Genomic DNA, 18,598 nt, shown 5'->3' with positions numbered 1-18,598 from the left:
CTCTGTATAGAGAGAATGGATTGAAATTGCAAGCTCTTCAAGGCTCATGTCGTTCAAGCCCAGTTTCTCTCTACATAGAGAGAATGGATTGAAATCTCTTTAGTGAGGTAATAAGCAAGCATATCCACGTTTCTCTCTACATAGAGCAAATGGATCGAAATTAAAGTAGTATACATACTAAAACCTTCAACTTGATGATTCTCGCCACATAACTTGAGGCTGTAACAAAAGTATTTTAGCCAATCAAAAAGCCGAACTATTTAAGAAACAATTGTGAAGTGTTCCTTAATAGCTCGGTTTTCTCTATTTATTACATGGTTTTTACTAAAATATCATTCGGCTTTTTGAAGCTGCAATTTAGTTATGTCCCAGTCACAGTTCATTTCTATCAGTTTTTTAATTTAACAAACAGGACAAAATTTAGATTATTCACATAAACATGGAACATATCTAACCTTTTCAAGGGCTAAATAAGCCGATTATACTTTCAAAAAAGATGGAATATGATACCATTAAAGTAGAATTTAAAAATAGGGGCAGTCGTAATGAAGAAAAATAAGTATTTAGGAATGGGTATCTCATTTGGATTAATCTTTGGTGCTTGTGTAGGGATTTTTATTGGTATCATTATGAGTAACGGTAATTTTTTGTTTAGTCTACCTTTAGGAGCTGGATTTGGGATGCTTATAGGAATTGTTGTTGGTTCTATTTTAGACAGTCAACCCAAAAAATAAAAGGCTATCAAATTTCAATTTGCGTACTAAACTCAAATAGTGCTGATAAAATAAAAACAGCGAAAATACTACCCAATAATCTTTAAGCAACTCGACTTTTTCTGCTAAGTTACAATATTGGAGTAGAGGGAAAAGTAAAATAAGAAAATCTTTTCTAATCCACGCTATTTTCAGTCTTTATTTTATGACATTTTCAAACAAGATTGACGTTAGACAAGGTATTTGCTAATATGTTAGATATCTAACATATTAGTAGGTGATTTTTTGTCCTTATATAAACAAGTTAAACGCATTAATGAAGCAGAATATACAATAAACCGTTTAATATATAAACATTATAAGCAATATTTAGATAGCGGCATTACAACACAACAAGCTGTTGTATTAGATATTGTGTATTTAGCAAAACGTATTACGGTTGGTGGAATTGCTGTTGAAATGAATGTTAGCTCTAGTGCAGTTAGCCAATTAATAGCGAAGCTGGAAAAAAGTAATTATGTTAAGCGAGAAATTAATTTACAAAATCGACGTGAAATATTTATAACATTAGCTGACAAGGGATTAGATTATTTTGTGAAACAAGACTATGTAGAACAGCAAATCGCAGATAAAATTTACAGCAAGCTTTCAGCCGATGAGCTAGACAAATTAGAACAAATTGTTGAAAAATTAAAGGAGATTGCAGTGAAGGAATTATAAAATTTCTTCATGTCCAATATGTTAGATATCTAATTTATTTAGGGGGTTAACAAATGCAGGATTTACTTAAAAAAATATCGTTTAATGGGGCAGTTTATTATAAAAAACATGAACAAATCAAGCAGTATTATTCTGGTTATCAAGATATCTCAGAGCAAAATCCAATTACTGAAAATTCGCAATTCAATCTTGCGTCATTAAGTAAAATGTATACAGCGGTAATGACATTTCAGTTAATTGAAAAAGGACAGCTACAATTAGAAGATAAAATTACAAATTGGTATAACGTTCCTCATTTCACAAATGTTACAGTTGCAAACTTACTTTCACACACATCTGGTATTCCAGAGTATATTGCTGAAGATTTTACAATAAATGTCGAATCATTTGTCAAGAGGGCACAACCACAGCATGCACCGAATGAGCTTTGGTCTTATAGCAACACCAATTATGTTTTACTTGCAAAAATTATTGAAAAAGTCAGTGGCGCATCGTATGAAACATATTTACAACAATATATTGCAGGGCCGTTAAATCTTATTAATACAACGACACAGCCTACGAAACAATATGAAGCGGAAGGCCATACGTATGATTATGAGGAGCAACGATATAAAAAGGCAAATAACGATCCATACTTAGGCAAAAATGAAAAATATAATGGGATATATGGTGATGGGGGTATCTATGCAACAGTGTCAGAGGTAGCAAAGTTTTTAAATGCCTTTTTACAAGGCCGCTATATTAGCAAAGAGATTGTGCAATCCATGTTAACACCAACAGAAGCTTCTGAGCATTATAGTTACGGTTTTATTATTCAGGATGGCTGGGTTGGTCATACAGGAGGGTGGATTGGTTGTTCAGCACAAGCATTTATTCATACATCCACAAAGGATATTGTTGTTTTAGCAACGAATCAAGAAGTGTTTCCGCAATATGAACAAGAAATTATGAATTACTTAATGGGCATACAATATTCTGTAGAAACACCAAAACAACTAGATATTTTACCGCTCTCTGATGAGGATGATATTACAGGTCAATATGAATTAGCAGATGAACTTAACACAAGATTTACGATTATTAAAAATAGACAATTTATGATTCTATTTGAACATCAGTTGTCTGTGCCTCTTTATAAAATAGATGAATCGTATTATTGGATACGCAATACGTTGAGTTATGTAGATGTTGAAAATCAATTATTTATTGATGAAGGTGTTGAAGTACCTTATAAAAAAGTAAATTGATATAGTCATAAAAATTGTGTGTACATCATGGGACAAGCAAACATAACCACAACATTGAACTATTACACACGCAATATTTGATTCCGCAATGACAGAAGTGGAACGTTTGGAAAAAGAAAACAAGAGGAACAACTTGCTGCTTAGTAGTAACAAATGAATTTACCACTTTTGACAGCTAAAATATAAGGATACGTGAAATATATACCGACAATTAAAATGCCCGAAAGCCTATAGAATAAGGCTTTACGAGCATTTTAAAAATTTATACCTTTTTAATGCATATAAATATTAATTTTGCTTAACTTGCTGCAATCATCGTGTTTGCATTTTTTCCGTAGTTTTATTGATCGCCTACGACTTTAAACTGATCAATTAACTTCTCCATTTCCTGACTCATTAGAAGTAGCTCTTCTGAAGCGGTTGCGACGGTTTTGGTTGCTTCAGTTTGTTCTAGTGTGGAGCTTGTTACTTGTTCGGTTGCAGCAAGGGTTTGGTCACTAGCCATTAGAATTTCATGCATTTGTTGCTGGATTGTTGATGATAGTGACGTTGCTGAAGAAATCTCTTCGTTAATAGCATGGATTGCCGTTAGCATATTTGTTACGTGCTGCGACATTTGCTGAAAAGCAGATGTTGTTTCTTCAACGGCATTAATCTGAATCGCAAATTGCTCATTTGTTGCTTGCATTTCAGAAGTAGCAACTTTCGATTGATTTAAAATTTCCTGAATCGAAAGCTGGACATCTGCGGCTGCTTGAGCAGATTGCTCAGCGAGTTTGCGTACCTCATCTGCCACAACAGCAAAGCCTTTTCCGTGTTCCCCAGCGCGTGCTGCTTCAATTGAAGCATTTAAAGCGAGTAAATTTGTTTGACCAGAAATGGTCGTAATAAAAGTTGCGATACTTTCAATTTTCTCCATGTCTTGCTCTAGCTTCGTCATGATTTGCTGCATATGCTGAATTTTATTTTGCATAGTATGATTTGTTTCATCTAAATAATCGATTTGCTGCATAGCATGTGCGCCAACGTCGTCAACTGTCTTGGCAGTAGTGGACAGTACAGTTGTATTATCATGTATCGTCTGCATCTGCTGTTGTAGGGAATTGGATAATTCCACTGCTTTATTTGCCTCCATATTAACTACCGCGGCATCATCAGAGATGGACATTGTAGCTGTTGAGATTTCATCACTTGTTGCATTCATTTCCTCAGAATAGGCAGTTAAACTATTGGAGGATAGGCTCAATTTATGAATGGATTGTTGGATATTATGAATCGTTCCACTCGTTTTGTGCACCATATCACCAAAGGCTGTCGTTAAGCTACCAACTTCATCATTAGATGTTGCCTGCAATTGTGCTGTTAAATCACCAGTCGCTAGCTGCTGCGCCACTTTTTCTAGTGCTCTAATTGGACGAATAATATGGCTAACAATAAACAGCATTAATAATGTAATAATGACTAGCACGACGGAAAATGTAATAAGTAACATTTTCGTTGTAGAATTTGCCATGGCATTAATGTTTTTCATTTCATATTCACTACCAACTAGCCATTGCAGCCCGTCGATTTTTTTATAAATGACCAATTTATTATCAAGCTGCTTATGATTAATTGAGAAATCCGATGCACCTAGTGCTCCTAAAAACTGATAGGCAGGGAGCTCAAAAAGATTGTCATCTTGAATTGTTTTATGAACAATAGGATTTCCAATGGAGCTCACTAAGAAAATCTCGCCATCATAGCCAGGATCAATTGTATTAAGCGTATCAATTAAATAAGATAAACTAATGTCAGCTCCAACAACGCCAAGTAATTGATTTGTTTTAGAATACAGTGGTCGGGAAATTGTAATTACTTTCTCACCAGAAATTGCATCTATATAGGGTTCTCCGATAACGGTATCCTTAGCTGCAACAGCATCAATGTACCACGGGCGTTCAAGTGGATTGACACTTTCCGGTACATTATTAACTGGTGTTGCAACGATTTTACCATTTGTTAAGCTAATATATGCATTAGACACACCTTCATAAATTTGTGTAAACGGCAATAATGATTCAAAAATAGCGTCCACCTCAAGCTCAGATGTAGCGAGAGAATTTGTTGCGGATGCGATTAGCTGTTCCTTTGTTGTAAGTAGGGCTAAGCCGTCCTTATAGCGCTCAAAATAAGAATGAATAATGGATGTTGTGCTATCTAACGTTGTTTCACTTTGTTCCATTGCTTCTTTTTTTAACGCTCTACTATTAATTGTTGAAACAATAAGCATCATTGCGATAAAAGCAATAATTAGTGTAATTAATAGTGGAAATAATATTTTTCCTTTTAGCGAAATTTTCATGTTCATTGCTTTTTCGCCCCTTTCCTTAATGCGAGAATTTAGTACAATGATAATATACAAAAACTAAATTGTGAAGAATAATCAGAAAATTTTGTCGAAAAAAGAAAATGAAACCTTCGCTATATTTTTTTCGTATATGGAAGTATAGAAAAATAATGTACAATAAAAGAAGTACTATTAGAATTGGGGGATATATATGTCTGAATTTAAAAATCCATTATTTGAAGATTTAGATACACGAGAAAAGGTGACAAACGAATTGGTAGAGGTTGAGCCGAAACAGCTTGTTTCGAACGAGGAATATTCACAAATTCGCCAGCGTCAAATTGCCTTAAAGTCTGAACCACAAGTTATAGCGCTAGCGAATAAAATCGATGTGCACAATCAAATTGCAGTTTTAGAGTTTGGGAAGGAAACGGCACACGGTATTTCGACATTTTCTGATCGTATGTTATCGACAATTAAAACGAGTAAGCTAGAGCGCTCAAGTGAGCTACTGCGCAACTTAAATACGATTATGGACCGCTTTGATCCGAAAGATTTTGACAAGGAAGAGAAAAAGGGCGGTTTACTTAAACGTCTGTTTTCAAAGAGCAAGGAGCAGCTAGAAAGACTATTGTCAAAATACGACACAATGAATAAAGAAGTCGATGTAGTTTACAACGAAATTCAAAAATATGAAGTTGAAATGAAGCGCAATACGATGGAGCTTGAGCAAATGTATGACGAAAACTTAAACTATTTCCATAGTTTAAGTGAGCATATTGCGGCTGTAGAGGTAAAAGTTGAGCAGCTAAATAGTCAGCTACCAGCACTTGAAGCGCAAGCAAATTCAGGTGACCAAGTAGCTATTTTAGAATATGAAACAGTGCAGCGAGCAATGGAGCTATTAGAGCAACGTCGCTACGATTTGGAAATGGCGCAGCAGGTTTCTTTCCAATCTGCACCTCAAATTCGTTTAATGCAACAAGGTAACAACCATTTAATTGCTAAAATTAACTCAGCGTTTGTTACAACGATTCCAATCTTTAAGCAGGGGCTTGTGCATGCGGTAACGATGCAACGCCAAAAGCTAGTGGCAGATTCAATGATTGAGCTTGATAAGCGTACAAATGAAATGCTTGTTCGCAACGCGCAAAATATTCGTCAAAACTCTGTCAATATCGCACGTACGGCTGGTAGCCCAAGCATTACTATCGATACGATTGAAACGACATGGCAAACAATTATGGCTGGTATTGAGGAAACGAAGCAGATTCAAGAAGAGACAATACGCAACCGCGAAGAAGGCAGAAAACGCATTGAGCAGCTACAACTTGAATATGAAAAATTAAAAAGAATGTAAATAATTGAGAGGTGACGGGAAATGCAAGCGCAAGCCTGCTTTCCCGTCACTTTTTTCATCTATCGAAATTTCTCTTTTCTATGGTAAAATAAAAAAAACGCTAAAAGAGGTTGTTATGTTAAAAGAAATTGGTCGAAAAAGCGTGATTGCTGTAATTGCAACATTGCTATTTAGTTTAATATTTGCTTATGCAGGCTTTACACCTGAAGTCGATTTATTCCCGTTTCCGAAGCTTTTCCAAATGTTTTTATTATTAAGTGCGCCAGCCTATATTTTAGGCGGAATTTCGGTATCTATTATGCTTGATCGTTTCTGGAAATGGCCTTCACTTGAAATTTTAGCCTATGCAGCATTTGGCGCAGTTTTAATGCTACCATATTATTTCCTTGTTTTTTCCACATCAAGTGGCCCATTATCTGTGATTATGCTATTTGGAGCTAGTGCTGCGATTATTTTTTATTTTGTTAAAACACTGCTCCATAAAATTTTCAGAAAATACGGATTTTAACGAATGATGTGACCAGGGGGTGAGTTGTTTTGTGGAGTGAGCGTTGGCACAGTTTGATAAATCAGTTAAAGCAACAAGGGGCATACGTGCATCCAGTGGAAATTCGAAATGCAGCAACAGAGCAAGAGCTACTAGAGGTTGAGGAACAGCTTGACATACAAATTCCCGCAGAATTTCGTCAAATATTAAAAGATTGTTCACAGCAAGTAAGCATTTATTGGTCTCTTCCAGAAGAAGTAATTCTTCCTAATCAATTGACCGATGTACCTTCAGGTGATTTTGGTTGGAGTTTGCGGGATTTATATTTTCCTGATGAAGAATCATGGAGGCAACAATATTTGCAGTTTTATACAGCGGGCAATGGTGATGCTGTTGTTATTAAGCTTCAGGATGAATCTATTTGGTATTGGAGTCATGAAGAGGATGAATTTGATTTACTTGCCACTAGCTTTCAAGCCTATATCGACAATATAACAGCTTTAGGCTGTATTGGCGTGGATTGTGGGCAGCATCGCCAGTTTTGTGATACAACAGGCTTAAACCTTCAATTAACGAGCTCGCAAATATGGCTGAATTGGCTGGAACAATACATAACCTCCGATTTACAACAAGCTACATCTAGCTTAGAATCCTTACTTTTTTATGCTTCCATGCACGGCGTAAAAGATGCAAATGTGCTAGAGGCTTTTTTACAATTTAATAAAGAGGACGTATATCGAGCTCTGCGCGATAAAATAGTGCAAGACCCATCTTTATCAAATAAAAAAGCATGGAGTGAAATACTAGTAACAGTTTGTTCAAGCGAGGCTGAAAAATGGATTAGAGAGCTTTGGCAAAAAAATAGCGAAATAGCTAGCTCACTACGCGATTATTTAACTGCAAATTGTTTGCCAATAGAAGAAGGGCTGTCCATTATTCTAAAGGATATGGGAACGAATAAAGTTGATGGTTATACAGCTTTACATCGCCTACAACACTTTCATCACCAAAGCATTATAGAGTGGATGAAAAATTATATTGCCTTTCCAATTGATGGCTGGGACTCGCTTCTAGCGCAATCTCAGCCAAGTGCAGAGCTAATATTTGAGTGGTTAAATGGCTCTGAAGTAGAGAGGCTTACGGCCATTCGAGCAATCGATAATATGATAGGGCAAGGAATAATACCAACAACTGTCGCAGAACCAGAAAAATGGCGTCCAGTATTAGCGTATTGGGCGGAGCATGAGGTATTACGGAAAAACAAACAGCTATTTAGCCAAGTTTTAAACCGTTTTGATAATTGGCTATTACAAATGGATATACAACTAAGGGGGAACCAACAATGAAAAAATTATTAGTGACAGGCTTTGAGCCATTTTTACAATTTACATTAAATCCGACAGCGGAGGTTGTAAAAGCTTTAGACGGCGAAACAATCGGGCAATATCAAATCGTAGGGAAGGTGTTACCTGTAGAGTTTGGGGCAGCACAAGACCATATTCGTCAGCTTTTACTAGAGGAAAAGCCTGATGCTGTCATTGCTTTAGGACTTGCAGGAGGACGCAGCAAAATTACACCTGAGCGTATCGCCATTAATGTGATGGACGGGGCAAAGGATAATTCAGGGCATACACCAACGGATGAAGTAATCGAAGAAGACGGAGCAGATGGTTATTTTACTACACTGCCGATTCGAGAAATGGTCAACCGTTTAACAGAGGCGGGTTACCCTGCATCTATTTCTAATACAGCCGGTACATATGTTTGTAATTTATTGATGTATACGTTGTTGCATGAAACAAAGGGTGCAATTCCAGCAGGCTTTATTCATATTCCAGCATCTCATCAGCTTGCGATTGAACATGGTAAAGTACCAAGCTGGTCACAAGCAGATTTAAATGCAGCAATCAAGCTGTGCATTGAAACATTAGCTTAAAATATTGGGACATGTAGAGATAAATGCTCTATATGTCCCTTTTTATTGTGAAGTCTTCTATATAAGTGAATAAAGGGGGCGATTTACAATGAATTTAAGTGCAGGGCATTGGCATGCAGGGACAGGGGCGGCTGGTTTTATTGATGAGGTGACAGAGGCAAGGCGCGTTGTAGCACGTGTATCCCGTTTGCTGCGGGAGGCTGAGGTAAATGTACAAGTTATTTTAGATAATAGCTCGAAGAATCAACGACAAAATTTAAATTATTTAATTGCAGCACATCAAAAAAGCAAGGGGCTACATGTGAGCATCCATTTTAATGCCGCTACCAAGGCAACAAATAATGGGTTAGGCACAGAAGTGCTTTATGCGCGGAAAGAAATGCAGCCGCTTGCCTCTACAATAAGTGCAGCCATCAGCAAGGAGAGCGGCTTACTCAACCGAGGAGCAAAATCACGCACCGACTTAGCCTTATTAAATGCTTTACAAAAAGCGATAATTATTGAATTATGCTTCGTCAATTCCAAAGAGGACGTAGCTCGCTATGAGTGTCATTTTGCAGCAATTTGTCAGGCAATTGCCTCAAGCTTAATTTCATACAACCTAGAAGGAAAATAAATAAACGCAAGAAATCCACTGTCTACATGGATTTCTTGCGTTTTTTAGTTGGACTTTAATTGGCATTGTGAGGAAATTACATGTAAAAGCGCAGTTAAATTATCTTCATCATCAAATAAATGCATTAATGTTGTTAAATTATGAATTTCTTTTTCATTTTGGCGCCCTAAATGAAAAAGACAAATGGCTTTGTATGTGTAAATAAAGCCAAGTGTTTGATAAGTTAGCTTTTTTTTAAATTGCTGATAAATAGAGTCCAGCATTGCGATGCAAGTATTATATTCCTTGCTTTCTAAATATAAGATGCTCAAGTTTAAATGAAAATAAATTTTTAAATAGGTTAAATCTTTATAAAAATTTTCATACATATCAAGACGCTTTGTAGCTGTTTTCACAATTTCTACCGCTGTATCTAAGGGAAATAAAAAAATAATAGCATTTAAAAGCTCTAAGTCATTAATATACCAGTGATCCAGCCTTTGCATTTTTGCCCAAATCTGTTCAGCTAAAATGCGTGCTTGTTGTAAATCACCCTCCTCCGTCAATACAAGTAATGATTGATATGCTTGAACAAGCATTTGAATGTAGTCATCTGAATTTTGTTGTATGTAGCGCTGTGCATGAGCTAGATGCTTTTTTATTTCTGTAGGTGTAGTAAGGTCCATATCTGCAAAAGCTCTAGTTATTTTTTCATGTTCGCTTATTTGGTAATGGAGATGAATATAGACAAACTCATTAACTGTCATATTGAGCCTTTCGACAAGCTGAACAAGTAGCTCTGCGTTAATAGGTAACTGTCCGCGTTCAATTCGTGAGTATGTACCTTGTTGTACTATTCCGTGAGCTAACTCCTTTTGAGTTAACTGTCGATTTTTACGTACTTTTTGCAATGTTGCACCGAAATTCATATTTCACCTTCTAATATTCCGATTCGTATATTTTGTCATATTACAATTTGTTTACATTATACTAAAAAAGTCCAATAGCTGTTAGCTACAAATTTAATAGAAAGGAGACAACAATGAAAATAACTTTAATTATCGCCAGCTTTCTCGTGCTTATAACGATTATAAATCTTACGTTGAATAGTAACAGGCGAAAAATAAAGAAAATAAGGGAGGATTGGGAGCAAAAGCATCAGCCAGAAGAAGAGCCACCGCAATCTGTCGCGAGCTACTGGTGCAATAAGAGGGATGCCTGCAAATCACAAATCATCGATGATTATACATGGCATGATTTGAATATGGATGAGGTATATAAGAAAATCAAATTCACCTATACAAGTCCTGGATCAGAAAAACTATATGCAACATTAAGGGAAATTCATTTGGAAGGTGAGCAGCATAGCAAGCGAGAAGCTTTGATAAAAAAACTTTCAGAAAACCTAGCTTTAAAGGAAGACTTACAGTTTATTTTGCATGCAATAGGAAAGAAAAACTATATGAATAGCTCCGCTTATATGTATCGTACGGATGAAAAAGAAATCAAAAATAAATGGGTTTATTCTTTATGTAGTGCCTTACCATTGCTGTCTTTACTAGTTGCTGTTTTTAGTGTAAAAATAGCCATTTTCCTGTTTTTCGGATGTGCCATAATGAATACAATTATTTACATGAGTATAAAAGATCAATATGAAAGTGAATTTTTTTCATTGCTTTATACGATTTCGATTATTTCTGGTGCGAAACGAATGACAAAGCTAGAACAACCCGAAATAGCAGAGGAAAAGAAGGAGCTTATTCCTCAAATAAAAAAGCTAGCTCCGCTATATAAATATGTGCATCTTATTTCGAAAAATAAGGAAACGCCGGCAGAGATAGTAATGGATTATTTAAGAACATTTTTCTTAGTCGATTTCCTAATATATAGTCGTATGATGAAGCATCTAACAAAAAATCAAGAAGCCTACACGCGTACATGGGAATTTGTTGCAGAAATTGATATATGCTTATCTATTTTACATATGCGAGAGCAATATACATACAGCATACCTAAATTTACCGAGGATTTAGTAATTGAGTGTGGAGAATTGTATCATCCATTACTGGAGGACCCTGTGAAAAATACATTTTCAACTGCAAATGGTGCATTAATTACGGGTTCTAATGCTTCTGGTAAATCCACTTTTATTAAAAGTTTGGCACTTAATTGCATTTTAGCTCAAACATTGCATACTGTTTTTGCGGATGATTTTCGAATGAAGCGAACAGCTATTTTCACATCACTCGCGATTAATGATAGCCTGCTACAAGGTGAAAGTTATTTTATGGCAGAAATGAATTCATTGAAAAGAATGCTAGATACAATCGAGCAAGGCATCCCGTGTATTACATTTGTGGACGAAATACTCAAAGGAACGAATACAATTGAGCGCATTTCAGCATCGGCTGCTATTTTAACATGGTTATACGAACAGAAAAATAATTTATCGATTGTTGCTTCACATGATATTGAGCTTTATCAAATTTGCGGTGAAATGTATGAGGGCTATTATTTTGAGGGTGTAATTGAAAATAATCAAATGCGTTTTACTTATCGCATTAACAAGGGCAGTACTTATGTGAAAAATGCATTGGAGCTTTTGCAGTTGAAAGGCTTTCCAAAGCCTGTTGTTGACAATGCACAAAGGTTGTCAAACGCGTACATAGCGATAGGGCAGTGGTAAGCGAAAAGTTTTTTAAAAAAATGAAACATTTTCACAATATAGCCGTATATTGATTATTGGAGTTAAAGAGAGGAGTTGGCTTATTTGTTAGTTTTACAAAATGTTACGAAGCGTTATAAAGATTTTACAGCCGTTCAAAGCTTAAATTTTTCCATTTCACCTGGTGAGATTTTCGGGTTAATTGGCCAAAATGGAGCGGGGAAAACGACGACGTTTCGTATGATTTTAGATTTGCAGGAAACGACAGAAGGTTCGATTATGTGGGACGGGGCTTCCATCAAAGGCGTAAATCGAGACTTACTTGGCTACTTACCAGAGGAGCGTGGTATTTTTCCACAAATGAAGGTAGAGGAGCAGTTGATTTATTTTGGACAGCTGCGCGGCATGTCGAAAGCAGAGTGCAAAAAAGAAGCGGATTATTGGATTGAGCGCTTTGAGTTAGGGGAAAAACGCAATGATAAGGCGGAAACATTATCGAAGGGAAATCAGCAAAAGGTACAGTTAATTGCAAGCTTTATTCATAAGCCAAAGTTTTTAATTTTAGATGAGCCGTTTAGTGGGCTAGACCCAGTGAATAAAGATTTATTAAAAAACGCGATTTTATTATTAAAAGAACAGGGTATGACGATATTATTTTCAAGTCATCAAATGGATAATGTCGAGGAGCTTTGTGACCATTTATGCTTGTTAAAGCGCGGAGTTTCACTGTTTTCAGGTTCGCTTCTTGATTTGAAAAAGCAATACGGTAAAACGAAGCTAACGGTTCGTACGCAGTTGACGAAGGAGGCGCTTGCAAAGCTAGAAGGCGTAAAATCAGTGAAAGAGGAGCGCGACCAATATGTGCTCACTTTAGAAAGCGAACAATATGCAGAGGGCATTTTTGATGTTGTATCGAATGGTACATATATTGAAAAATTTAGTTTAGATTACTTGTCACTAGACGAGATTTTCAAAGACAAGGTAGGTGGCAATCATGTCTAAGTTTTTAATTTTATTAAAGGAAAACTATAAGCAAAAGCTGAAGGCAAAATCCTTTATTGTTACGACAGTTCTTTATATTTTAGGTATTACAGTATTTTTCTTCTGGTCTGATATAAAAGAGGCACTATTTGCAGAGCAGCCTGATGAAATCATTTACGTCAATACAACAAGCTTTGATGTAGGTAGTATGCTAGAGGACGGAGATATCGTCTGGACGCAGTTTGCATCCACTTCAGATGCAGAGCAAGCTTTAAAAAGCGAGGAATACGATGCTGCCATCGTCTTTTCAGCAGAGAATAGTACACTAGCAGTAAATTTATTATCACTTGATCCACTGCCGTTAATGATGCAGCAGGAGTTGTCGGCGAATGCTAACACAATTGGACAATTTTATGCGATGGATCAATTAAATTTAACACCTGAGCAGTCGGCGCAATTAGTCAATGCAGCCCCTCAAATTTCGATGAAAACATTAAATGAGGCTGCGTCAGATGGTAAATCAGAGGAGCAAAAATCCGCTGGGATGATTGTTTCGTATATTGCTGGTTTCCTAGTATATATATTCGTTATTTCATTTTTATCGATTGTGACTTCTGATGTAGCGTCAGAAAAAGGCTCACGTGCATTAGAAATGCTACTTGTTAGCGTCAAAGCAGAAACGCATTTTAAAGCGAAAGTTACGAGCATATTTTTAGTCGCTTTATCGCAGTTTGCCTTGCTATTTGGCACTTTATTTGTACTGTTGAAAATAACAGATGGTGGTGCTAAATGGGCAATGGTAAGTGAAATTTTAGCAGAGCTTCATGGTCAATATTTGCTTTATGTAGCAGCATTTTTACTTATAACGATATTCTTGTTCTTAATTATCGGTGCTTTGCTTGGCTCACTTGTATCAAAGCCAGAGGAAGCTTCGCAAGCAATGATGCCTGCAATGATTTTAGTTATTATCGCATTCTTTATTATGGTGACAGCTACATCAAACCCTGACACACTACTAGTGAAAATCGGCTCTTATGTGCCGTTTACAGCAGGGATGGTTATGCCAATGCGTATCGGTGCAACAGATATAGGGGCGCTTGAGCCATTAATATCTTTAGCTATTTTAGCTGCTTCAACATTTGTTATGTATTTAGTAAGCCTATCCTTCTATAAACGCAGTGTACTTACGTATTCAACAGGTGGCTTAATCCAAAAAATTAAAACGGTACTTAAAGTAACGACATAAACGGAAAAAAGCTTGGAATTAGCGTGATTCCAAGCTTTTTTTTCAGGATAAGGGATAGAATAGAGAAAGTGAGGATTCATGGACATGACAAAATTCAGCGAGCAGGAAATTGCAAAACTATTACATGCCCCGCGTCAAAAACCGGTGGAGGTGACGGATTGTGTGGCGTTGAAAGCCGCAATTGAAAAAGCAGTGGAGCAGAAACTGGAGCTAGACATTTTAGCCCATTTTGATGAAATTGTTTTTTATTTGGATGCTGAGGACAATGAGTTTCTGCATTATTCGTTTAAAAACGTGCAAAAATCACAATATGAGTTGCAGGATAGTGGGTTTTTAAGGCTTCTGAAGTCGGGCTTTTGACAAACGGATAGGTCGAAAGTTGTGATTCGCCCTACGAAGTGTGAAAATCGCCAATCCAACACGTGAATTCGCCTAATCAATTTCTACATTTCCTTGCCAAAAGTCAAAATTTCAGCCCTTCGACTGAAATATTTCAAAAACCGAAACAAATAGTTGAAATACTATTCAATAATGTTCGAATATTTGTTAAAATAGGCAAGTCATACTATGAAGGTGGGGGAAACAATGAAAGTATTTCGACAGCTCGGGTGGTTTTTTAAAGAGCGCCGACGTGAGTATTTTATCGGCCTTTTAATGCTAACACTCGTAGCGATTTTACAGCTTGTTCCACCGAAAGTAATTGGTTATACAATTGATGAAATCGGTGATGGGACATTAACGGCAAGCTCTTTAACAAAATGGGTAGGGATTATTGTAGTAGTCGCAATATTGATGTACATAATGCGTTACTATTGGCGTCAAATGATTTTTGGCTCGTCCAACTATTTAGCAAAAAATTTACGAGAAAAATTATTTCGCCATTTTACAAAAATGTCACCTTCCTTTTATCAACAACGACGTGTCGGGGATTTAATGGCACATGCCACGAATGATATTTCCGCTGTGCAGCAAACAGCTGGTGGTGGAGTATTAACATTATTTGACTCCATTACAACAGGGACTTTTGTTATTTTAGCGATGGCTATTACGATCGATTGGCGCTTGACGCTAATTGCGTTAATTCCGATGCCAGTCATGGCCTTATTAACAAATTATTACGGGAAGCTATTGCATGAACGTTTCCGACATGCGCAGGCAGCGTTTTCTGATTTAAATGATAAAACGCAGGAAAGTATTTCAGGGATGAAGGTTATTAAAACATTTGGGCAGCAGCAGGATGACGTTGCGGACTTTACACGTTTGTCCAACGATGTTGTAGAAAAAAATATGCGCGTTGCGAAAATTGATTCACTTTTCGATCCGACAATTAGCCTTGTTATCGGTGTTAGCTTTTTCTTAAGTTTAGGCTTCGGTGCTAAATTTATTACGGAAAATGCTATGACAATCGGTGATTTAATCGCCTTTACTACATATTTAGGATTGCTCGTTTGGCCGATGCTGGCAATTGGGATGCTATTTAATATTGTGGAGCGGGGTTCAGCTTCTTATGATCGTATCGAGCAATTGTTAAATGAGCCTGTTGAAATTAAGGATAAAACGGGCGCATATAATACGCGACCAAAAGGCGATTTATCGTTCCATGTTGATTCATTTACATTCCCAGGTGATGCGACGCCTGCTTTAACGAATGTGCATTTTGATTTAAAACAGGGGCAAACACTTGGTATCGTAGGGAAGACGGGCTCAGGAAAAACGGCAATCTTAAAGCTGTTACTACGTGAGTTCGAAGGCTATACAGGACATATTACGTATGGTGATATTCGCATTGATGATTATAAAATGCTTGCACTGCGCGAGGCGATTGGCTATGTGCCGCAGGATCATTTTTTATTCTCATCAACGATATACAAAAATATTGCTTTTACCAATCCACAGGCAGCAAAGGAAAAAGTGGAACATGCTGCTACTTTAGCATATATTCATGACGATATTTTACACTTTACGGATGGTTATGAAACAATTGTCGGAGAGCGAGGCGTTTCTTTATCTGGTGGACAAAAGCAACGTATTTCCATTGCTCGAGCATTGATGATGGAGCCAGAATTATTAATTTTGGATGATTCATTATCGGCAGTTGATGCGAAAACGGAGGAAGCGATTTTACAAGCATTAAAAGCTTCACGCGAAAATGAAACAACCATTATTACTTCACACCGTTTAAGTGCAATCCAGCATGCGCATATCATTATCGTTATGCATGAGGGAACTGTTGTAGAGAAAGGTACGCATGAGGAGTTAATGGAATTACGAGGTCGCTATTATGAAATGTATGAGCTACAGCAGCTAGAACAACAAGTAGAAAAGGGGGGCATGTAGCATGGAAAAACAGGCAACCTTTTCACGCAAAGAGCAAGCTGCTATTTTAAAGCGTTTATTGCGCTACTTAATTCCACATAAAAAGGCGGTCGTTATTGCACTTGCTTTACTCGTTCTGACAGTTACTGGTGATGTGCTAGGACCATACATTATTAAAATATTTTTAGATGACCATGTTGCATTGGGCGACTTTGAGACGAAGCCGATACTAATTTTAGCGATTAGCTATGCGACGATTCAGATTTTAAATGTTGTGATTAGCTATTTGCAGCTAATGAAATTCCAAGAAATTGCGCTGAAAATTATTCAGCAGCTACGCATTGATGTATTTACAAAAATTCATCAACTAGGTATGCGTTATTTTGACCGTGTACCTGCGGGTTCAATCGTGTCGCGCGCTACCAACGATACGGAAGCGATAAAAGATATGTTCGTTAGCGTCTTAATAAGCTTTGTGCAAGCAGGCTTTTTAATTGTTGGTGTGTATATTGCGATGTTTTTAATGAATCCTATACTCGCATTATTTGCTTTAGTGCTATTGCCAATCGTTATTTACATTATTTATTTGTACCGCAAATATAGCTCGATTGTTTATATGGAAATGCGTGAAAAGCTAAGTGAATTGAATGCGAAGCTTGCGGAATCATTATCAGGCATGAGCATCGTGCAAGCATTCCGCCAAGAAAAGCGTTTTAACGATGAATTTGATGATATTAATGCAAAACACTTTAAAGCAATGATGGACAATACGAAATTAAATAGCTTGCTGTTGCGTCCTGTTGTAGATTTAGTGTATTTTGCAGCGATTGTGCTACTGCTTTTATATTTTGGGAAAACATCGCTAGAAACAGCGGTTGAGGTTGGGGTAGTGTATGCGTTTATTACATACATTAACCGCTTCTTTGAGCCAATTAATCAAGTGATGGAGCGTTTAGCTATTTTCCAACAAGCATTAGTTGCAGCATCTCGTGTATTTATCCTATTGGATGAGGAAGAGCTGGAGCCTGCACAGCAAAATAAGGCTGGGGCAATTACAGATGGCCGCATTGAATTTAAAGATGTGACATTTAGCTATGATGGACAAAAGGATGTCTTAAAAAATATTTCCTTTACTGTCAACCCAGGAGAAACAGTAGCACTTGTTGGACATACGGGTAGTGGTAAAAGCTCCATCATCAATTTATTAATGCGCTTTTATGAATTTGAAAAGGGCGATATTTGTATTGATGGGCAGTCAATTAAAGCATTTAGTCAAGAGGAGCTTCGCCGTAAACTAGGGCTTGTCCTGCAAGATCCGTTTTTATTTTATGGGACGATTGACAGCAATATCCGCTTGTATAACAAGGAATTAACAGATATTGATGTAGAGAAGGCTGCGGAATTTGTGCAGGCGGATCAATTTATTAATACATTGCCGGATAAATACAAGCAAAAAGTGACGGAGCGTGGGTCGACTTTTTCAAGTGGGCAGCGCCAGTTACTTGCATTTGCGCGAACAATCGCAACGAATCCAAAAGTGCTTGTTTTGGATGAAGCGACTGCTGCTATTGATACGGAAACCGAGGTTGCCATTCAGCATTCTTTAGAAAAAATGCGAAAAGGGCGTACAACGATTGCGATTGCCCACCGCTTATCAACGATTCAGGATGCTGAGCAAATTTTAGTGCTGCATCAAGGAGAAATTAAAGAGCGCGGCACACATCAAGAGCTTCTAGCACAACAAGGCTTGTATTATAAAATGTATTTATTGCAAAATGGCATAACAAGCTTATAGAAATAAAAAACAAACACCAAGGCGCAACAGCCTTGGTGTTTGTTTTTAATGGCGCTTTTCTAGTTAAAAAATATAAAGTCCTTTAACAAATAAAATAGTTATTTAAAAAGACGATATGAAATTGGAGAATCATTTTATCTTTTTATTTTGTTTAGTAGAGAAATAAGAATGTATAATACATCTTCAAATGATAGAATTATTAACA

16 protein-coding genes, 1 pseudogene and 1 CRISPR repeat array (1 of these 18 running past the window's edge) are annotated in these 18,598 nt (G+C 36.9%); of the genes and pseudogenes, 14 read left to right on the top strand and 3 right to left on the bottom strand.

Annotated elements, in window-relative coordinates:
* Positions 1–161: a CRISPR direct-repeat array (repeat unit 33 nt) (it extends 412 nt beyond the left edge of the window).
* Between the two features lie 384 nt (positions 162–545).
* The 3 genes from TY13_RS06190 to TY13_RS06180 all read left to right on the top strand — a co-directional run bounded on the left by TY13_RS06190 (position 546) and on the right by TY13_RS06180 (position 2,683).
* The gene (locus TY13_RS06190; protein WP_042473168.1) at positions 546–734 is read left to right on the top strand and encodes a hypothetical protein; all 189 of its coding nucleotides are present in this window, start codon (positions 546–548) and stop codon (positions 732–734) included.
* A gap of 264 nt (positions 735–998) precedes the next feature.
* Positions 999–1,433, top strand: coding sequence for a MarR family winged helix-turn-helix transcriptional regulator (locus TY13_RS06185; RefSeq protein WP_042473167.1), 435 nt, complete (start codon positions 999–1,001; stop codon positions 1,431–1,433).
* A gap of 53 nt (positions 1,434–1,486) precedes the next feature.
* Entirely contained in the window at positions 1,487–2,683 is a 1,197-nt protein-coding gene (locus TY13_RS06180; protein ID WP_042473164.1) for a serine hydrolase domain-containing protein, read from the top strand.
* A 340-nt stretch (positions 2,684–3,023) separates the two neighbouring features.
* On the opposite strand, the gene TY13_RS21245 is transcribed toward TY13_RS06180, so the two are convergent.
* Both TY13_RS21245 and TY13_RS21240 read right to left on the bottom strand, forming a co-directional pair.
* Positions 3,024–3,851 (bottom strand): methyl-accepting chemotaxis protein, encoded by an 828-nt coding sequence (locus TY13_RS21245; protein ID WP_407637712.1) that lies wholly within the window; start codon positions 3,849–3,851, stop codon positions 3,024–3,026.
* Between the two features lie 132 nt (positions 3,852–3,983).
* Positions 3,984–4,955, bottom strand: a pseudogene (locus tag TY13_RS21240) (cache domain-containing protein); the annotation flags it as partial.
* Positions 4,956–5,223: 268 nt separating this feature from the next.
* Between TY13_RS21240 and TY13_RS06170 the strand changes: the two are divergent.
* The 5 genes from TY13_RS06170 (at position 5,224) to TY13_RS06150 (ending at position 9,411) form a co-directional block, all read left to right on the top strand.
* Entirely contained in the window at positions 5,224–6,372 is a 1,149-nt protein-coding gene (locus tag TY13_RS06170) for a toxic anion resistance protein (RefSeq protein ID WP_042473160.1), read from the top strand.
* A 115-nt stretch (positions 6,373–6,487) separates the two neighbouring features.
* Positions 6,488–6,880, top strand: coding sequence for a hypothetical protein (locus tag TY13_RS06165; protein ID WP_042473158.1), 393 nt, complete (start codon positions 6,488–6,490; stop codon positions 6,878–6,880).
* A gap of 29 nt (positions 6,881–6,909) precedes the next feature.
* Entirely contained in the window at positions 6,910–8,205 is a 1,296-nt protein-coding gene (locus TY13_RS06160; RefSeq protein ID WP_042473157.1) for an SMI1/KNR4 family protein, read from the top strand.
* Positions 8,202–8,795 (top strand): pyroglutamyl-peptidase I, encoded by a 594-nt coding sequence (gene pcp, locus TY13_RS06155; RefSeq protein WP_042473155.1) that lies wholly within the window; start codon positions 8,202–8,204, stop codon positions 8,793–8,795. Before TY13_RS06160 ends, pcp begins: the two co-directional genes overlap by 4 nt.
* 88 nt (positions 8,796–8,883) lie before the next feature.
* Positions 8,884–9,411, top strand: a complete 528-nt coding sequence (locus TY13_RS06150) for an N-acetylmuramoyl-L-alanine amidase (protein ID WP_052344242.1) — start codon at positions 8,884–8,886, stop codon at positions 9,409–9,411.
* 44 nt (positions 9,412–9,455) lie between these two features.
* On the opposite strand, the gene TY13_RS06145 is transcribed toward TY13_RS06150, so the two are convergent.
* On the bottom strand, positions 9,456–10,319 hold the full coding sequence (locus TY13_RS06145; protein ID WP_042473153.1) for a helix-turn-helix domain-containing protein: 864 nt from the start codon (positions 10,317–10,319) through the stop codon (positions 9,456–9,458).
* A 113-nt stretch (positions 10,320–10,432) separates the two neighbouring features.
* On the opposite strand from TY13_RS06145, the gene TY13_RS06140 reads away from it, so the two are divergent.
* The 6 genes from TY13_RS06140 to TY13_RS06115 all read left to right on the top strand — a co-directional run bounded on the left by TY13_RS06140 (position 10,433) and on the right by TY13_RS06115 (position 18,393).
* The gene (locus tag TY13_RS06140; RefSeq protein WP_042473151.1) at positions 10,433–12,076 is read left to right on the top strand and encodes a MutS-related protein; all 1,644 of its coding nucleotides are present in this window, start codon (positions 10,433–10,435) and stop codon (positions 12,074–12,076) included.
* Positions 12,077–12,160: 84 nt separating this feature from the next.
* Entirely contained in the window at positions 12,161–13,057 is an 897-nt protein-coding gene (locus TY13_RS06135) for an ABC transporter ATP-binding protein (protein WP_042473150.1), read from the top strand.
* The gene (locus tag TY13_RS06130; RefSeq protein WP_042473148.1) at positions 13,050–14,282 is read left to right on the top strand and encodes an ABC transporter permease; all 1,233 of its coding nucleotides are present in this window, start codon (positions 13,050–13,052) and stop codon (positions 14,280–14,282) included. Before TY13_RS06135 ends, TY13_RS06130 begins: the two co-directional genes overlap by 8 nt.
* An 84-nt stretch (positions 14,283–14,366) precedes the next feature.
* Entirely contained in the window at positions 14,367–14,642 is a 276-nt protein-coding gene (locus TY13_RS06125) for a hypothetical protein (RefSeq protein ID WP_042473146.1), read from the top strand.
* A gap of 225 nt (positions 14,643–14,867) precedes the next feature.
* A complete protein-coding gene (locus TY13_RS06120; RefSeq protein WP_042473145.1) occupies positions 14,868–16,619 on the top strand; it encodes an ABC transporter transmembrane domain-containing protein in 1,752 nt (583 codons plus the stop codon).
* A gap of 1 nt (position 16,620) precedes the next feature.
* Positions 16,621–18,393: an ABC transporter ATP-binding protein gene (locus TY13_RS06115; protein WP_042473143.1), complete on the top strand. Its 1,773-nt coding sequence runs from the start codon at positions 16,621–16,623 to the stop codon at positions 18,391–18,393.
* The last annotated feature ends 205 nt before the right edge of the window (positions 18,394–18,598 follow it).

The sequence above is a fragment of the Bacillus ndiopicus genome, from assembly GCF_000612805.1.
GTDB lineage: Bacteria > Bacillota > Bacilli > Bacillales_A > Planococcaceae > Metasolibacillus > Metasolibacillus ndiopicus.
Note: the sequence above shows the minus strand (reverse complement) of the source record. Positions and strands in the feature narration are given on the sequence as shown.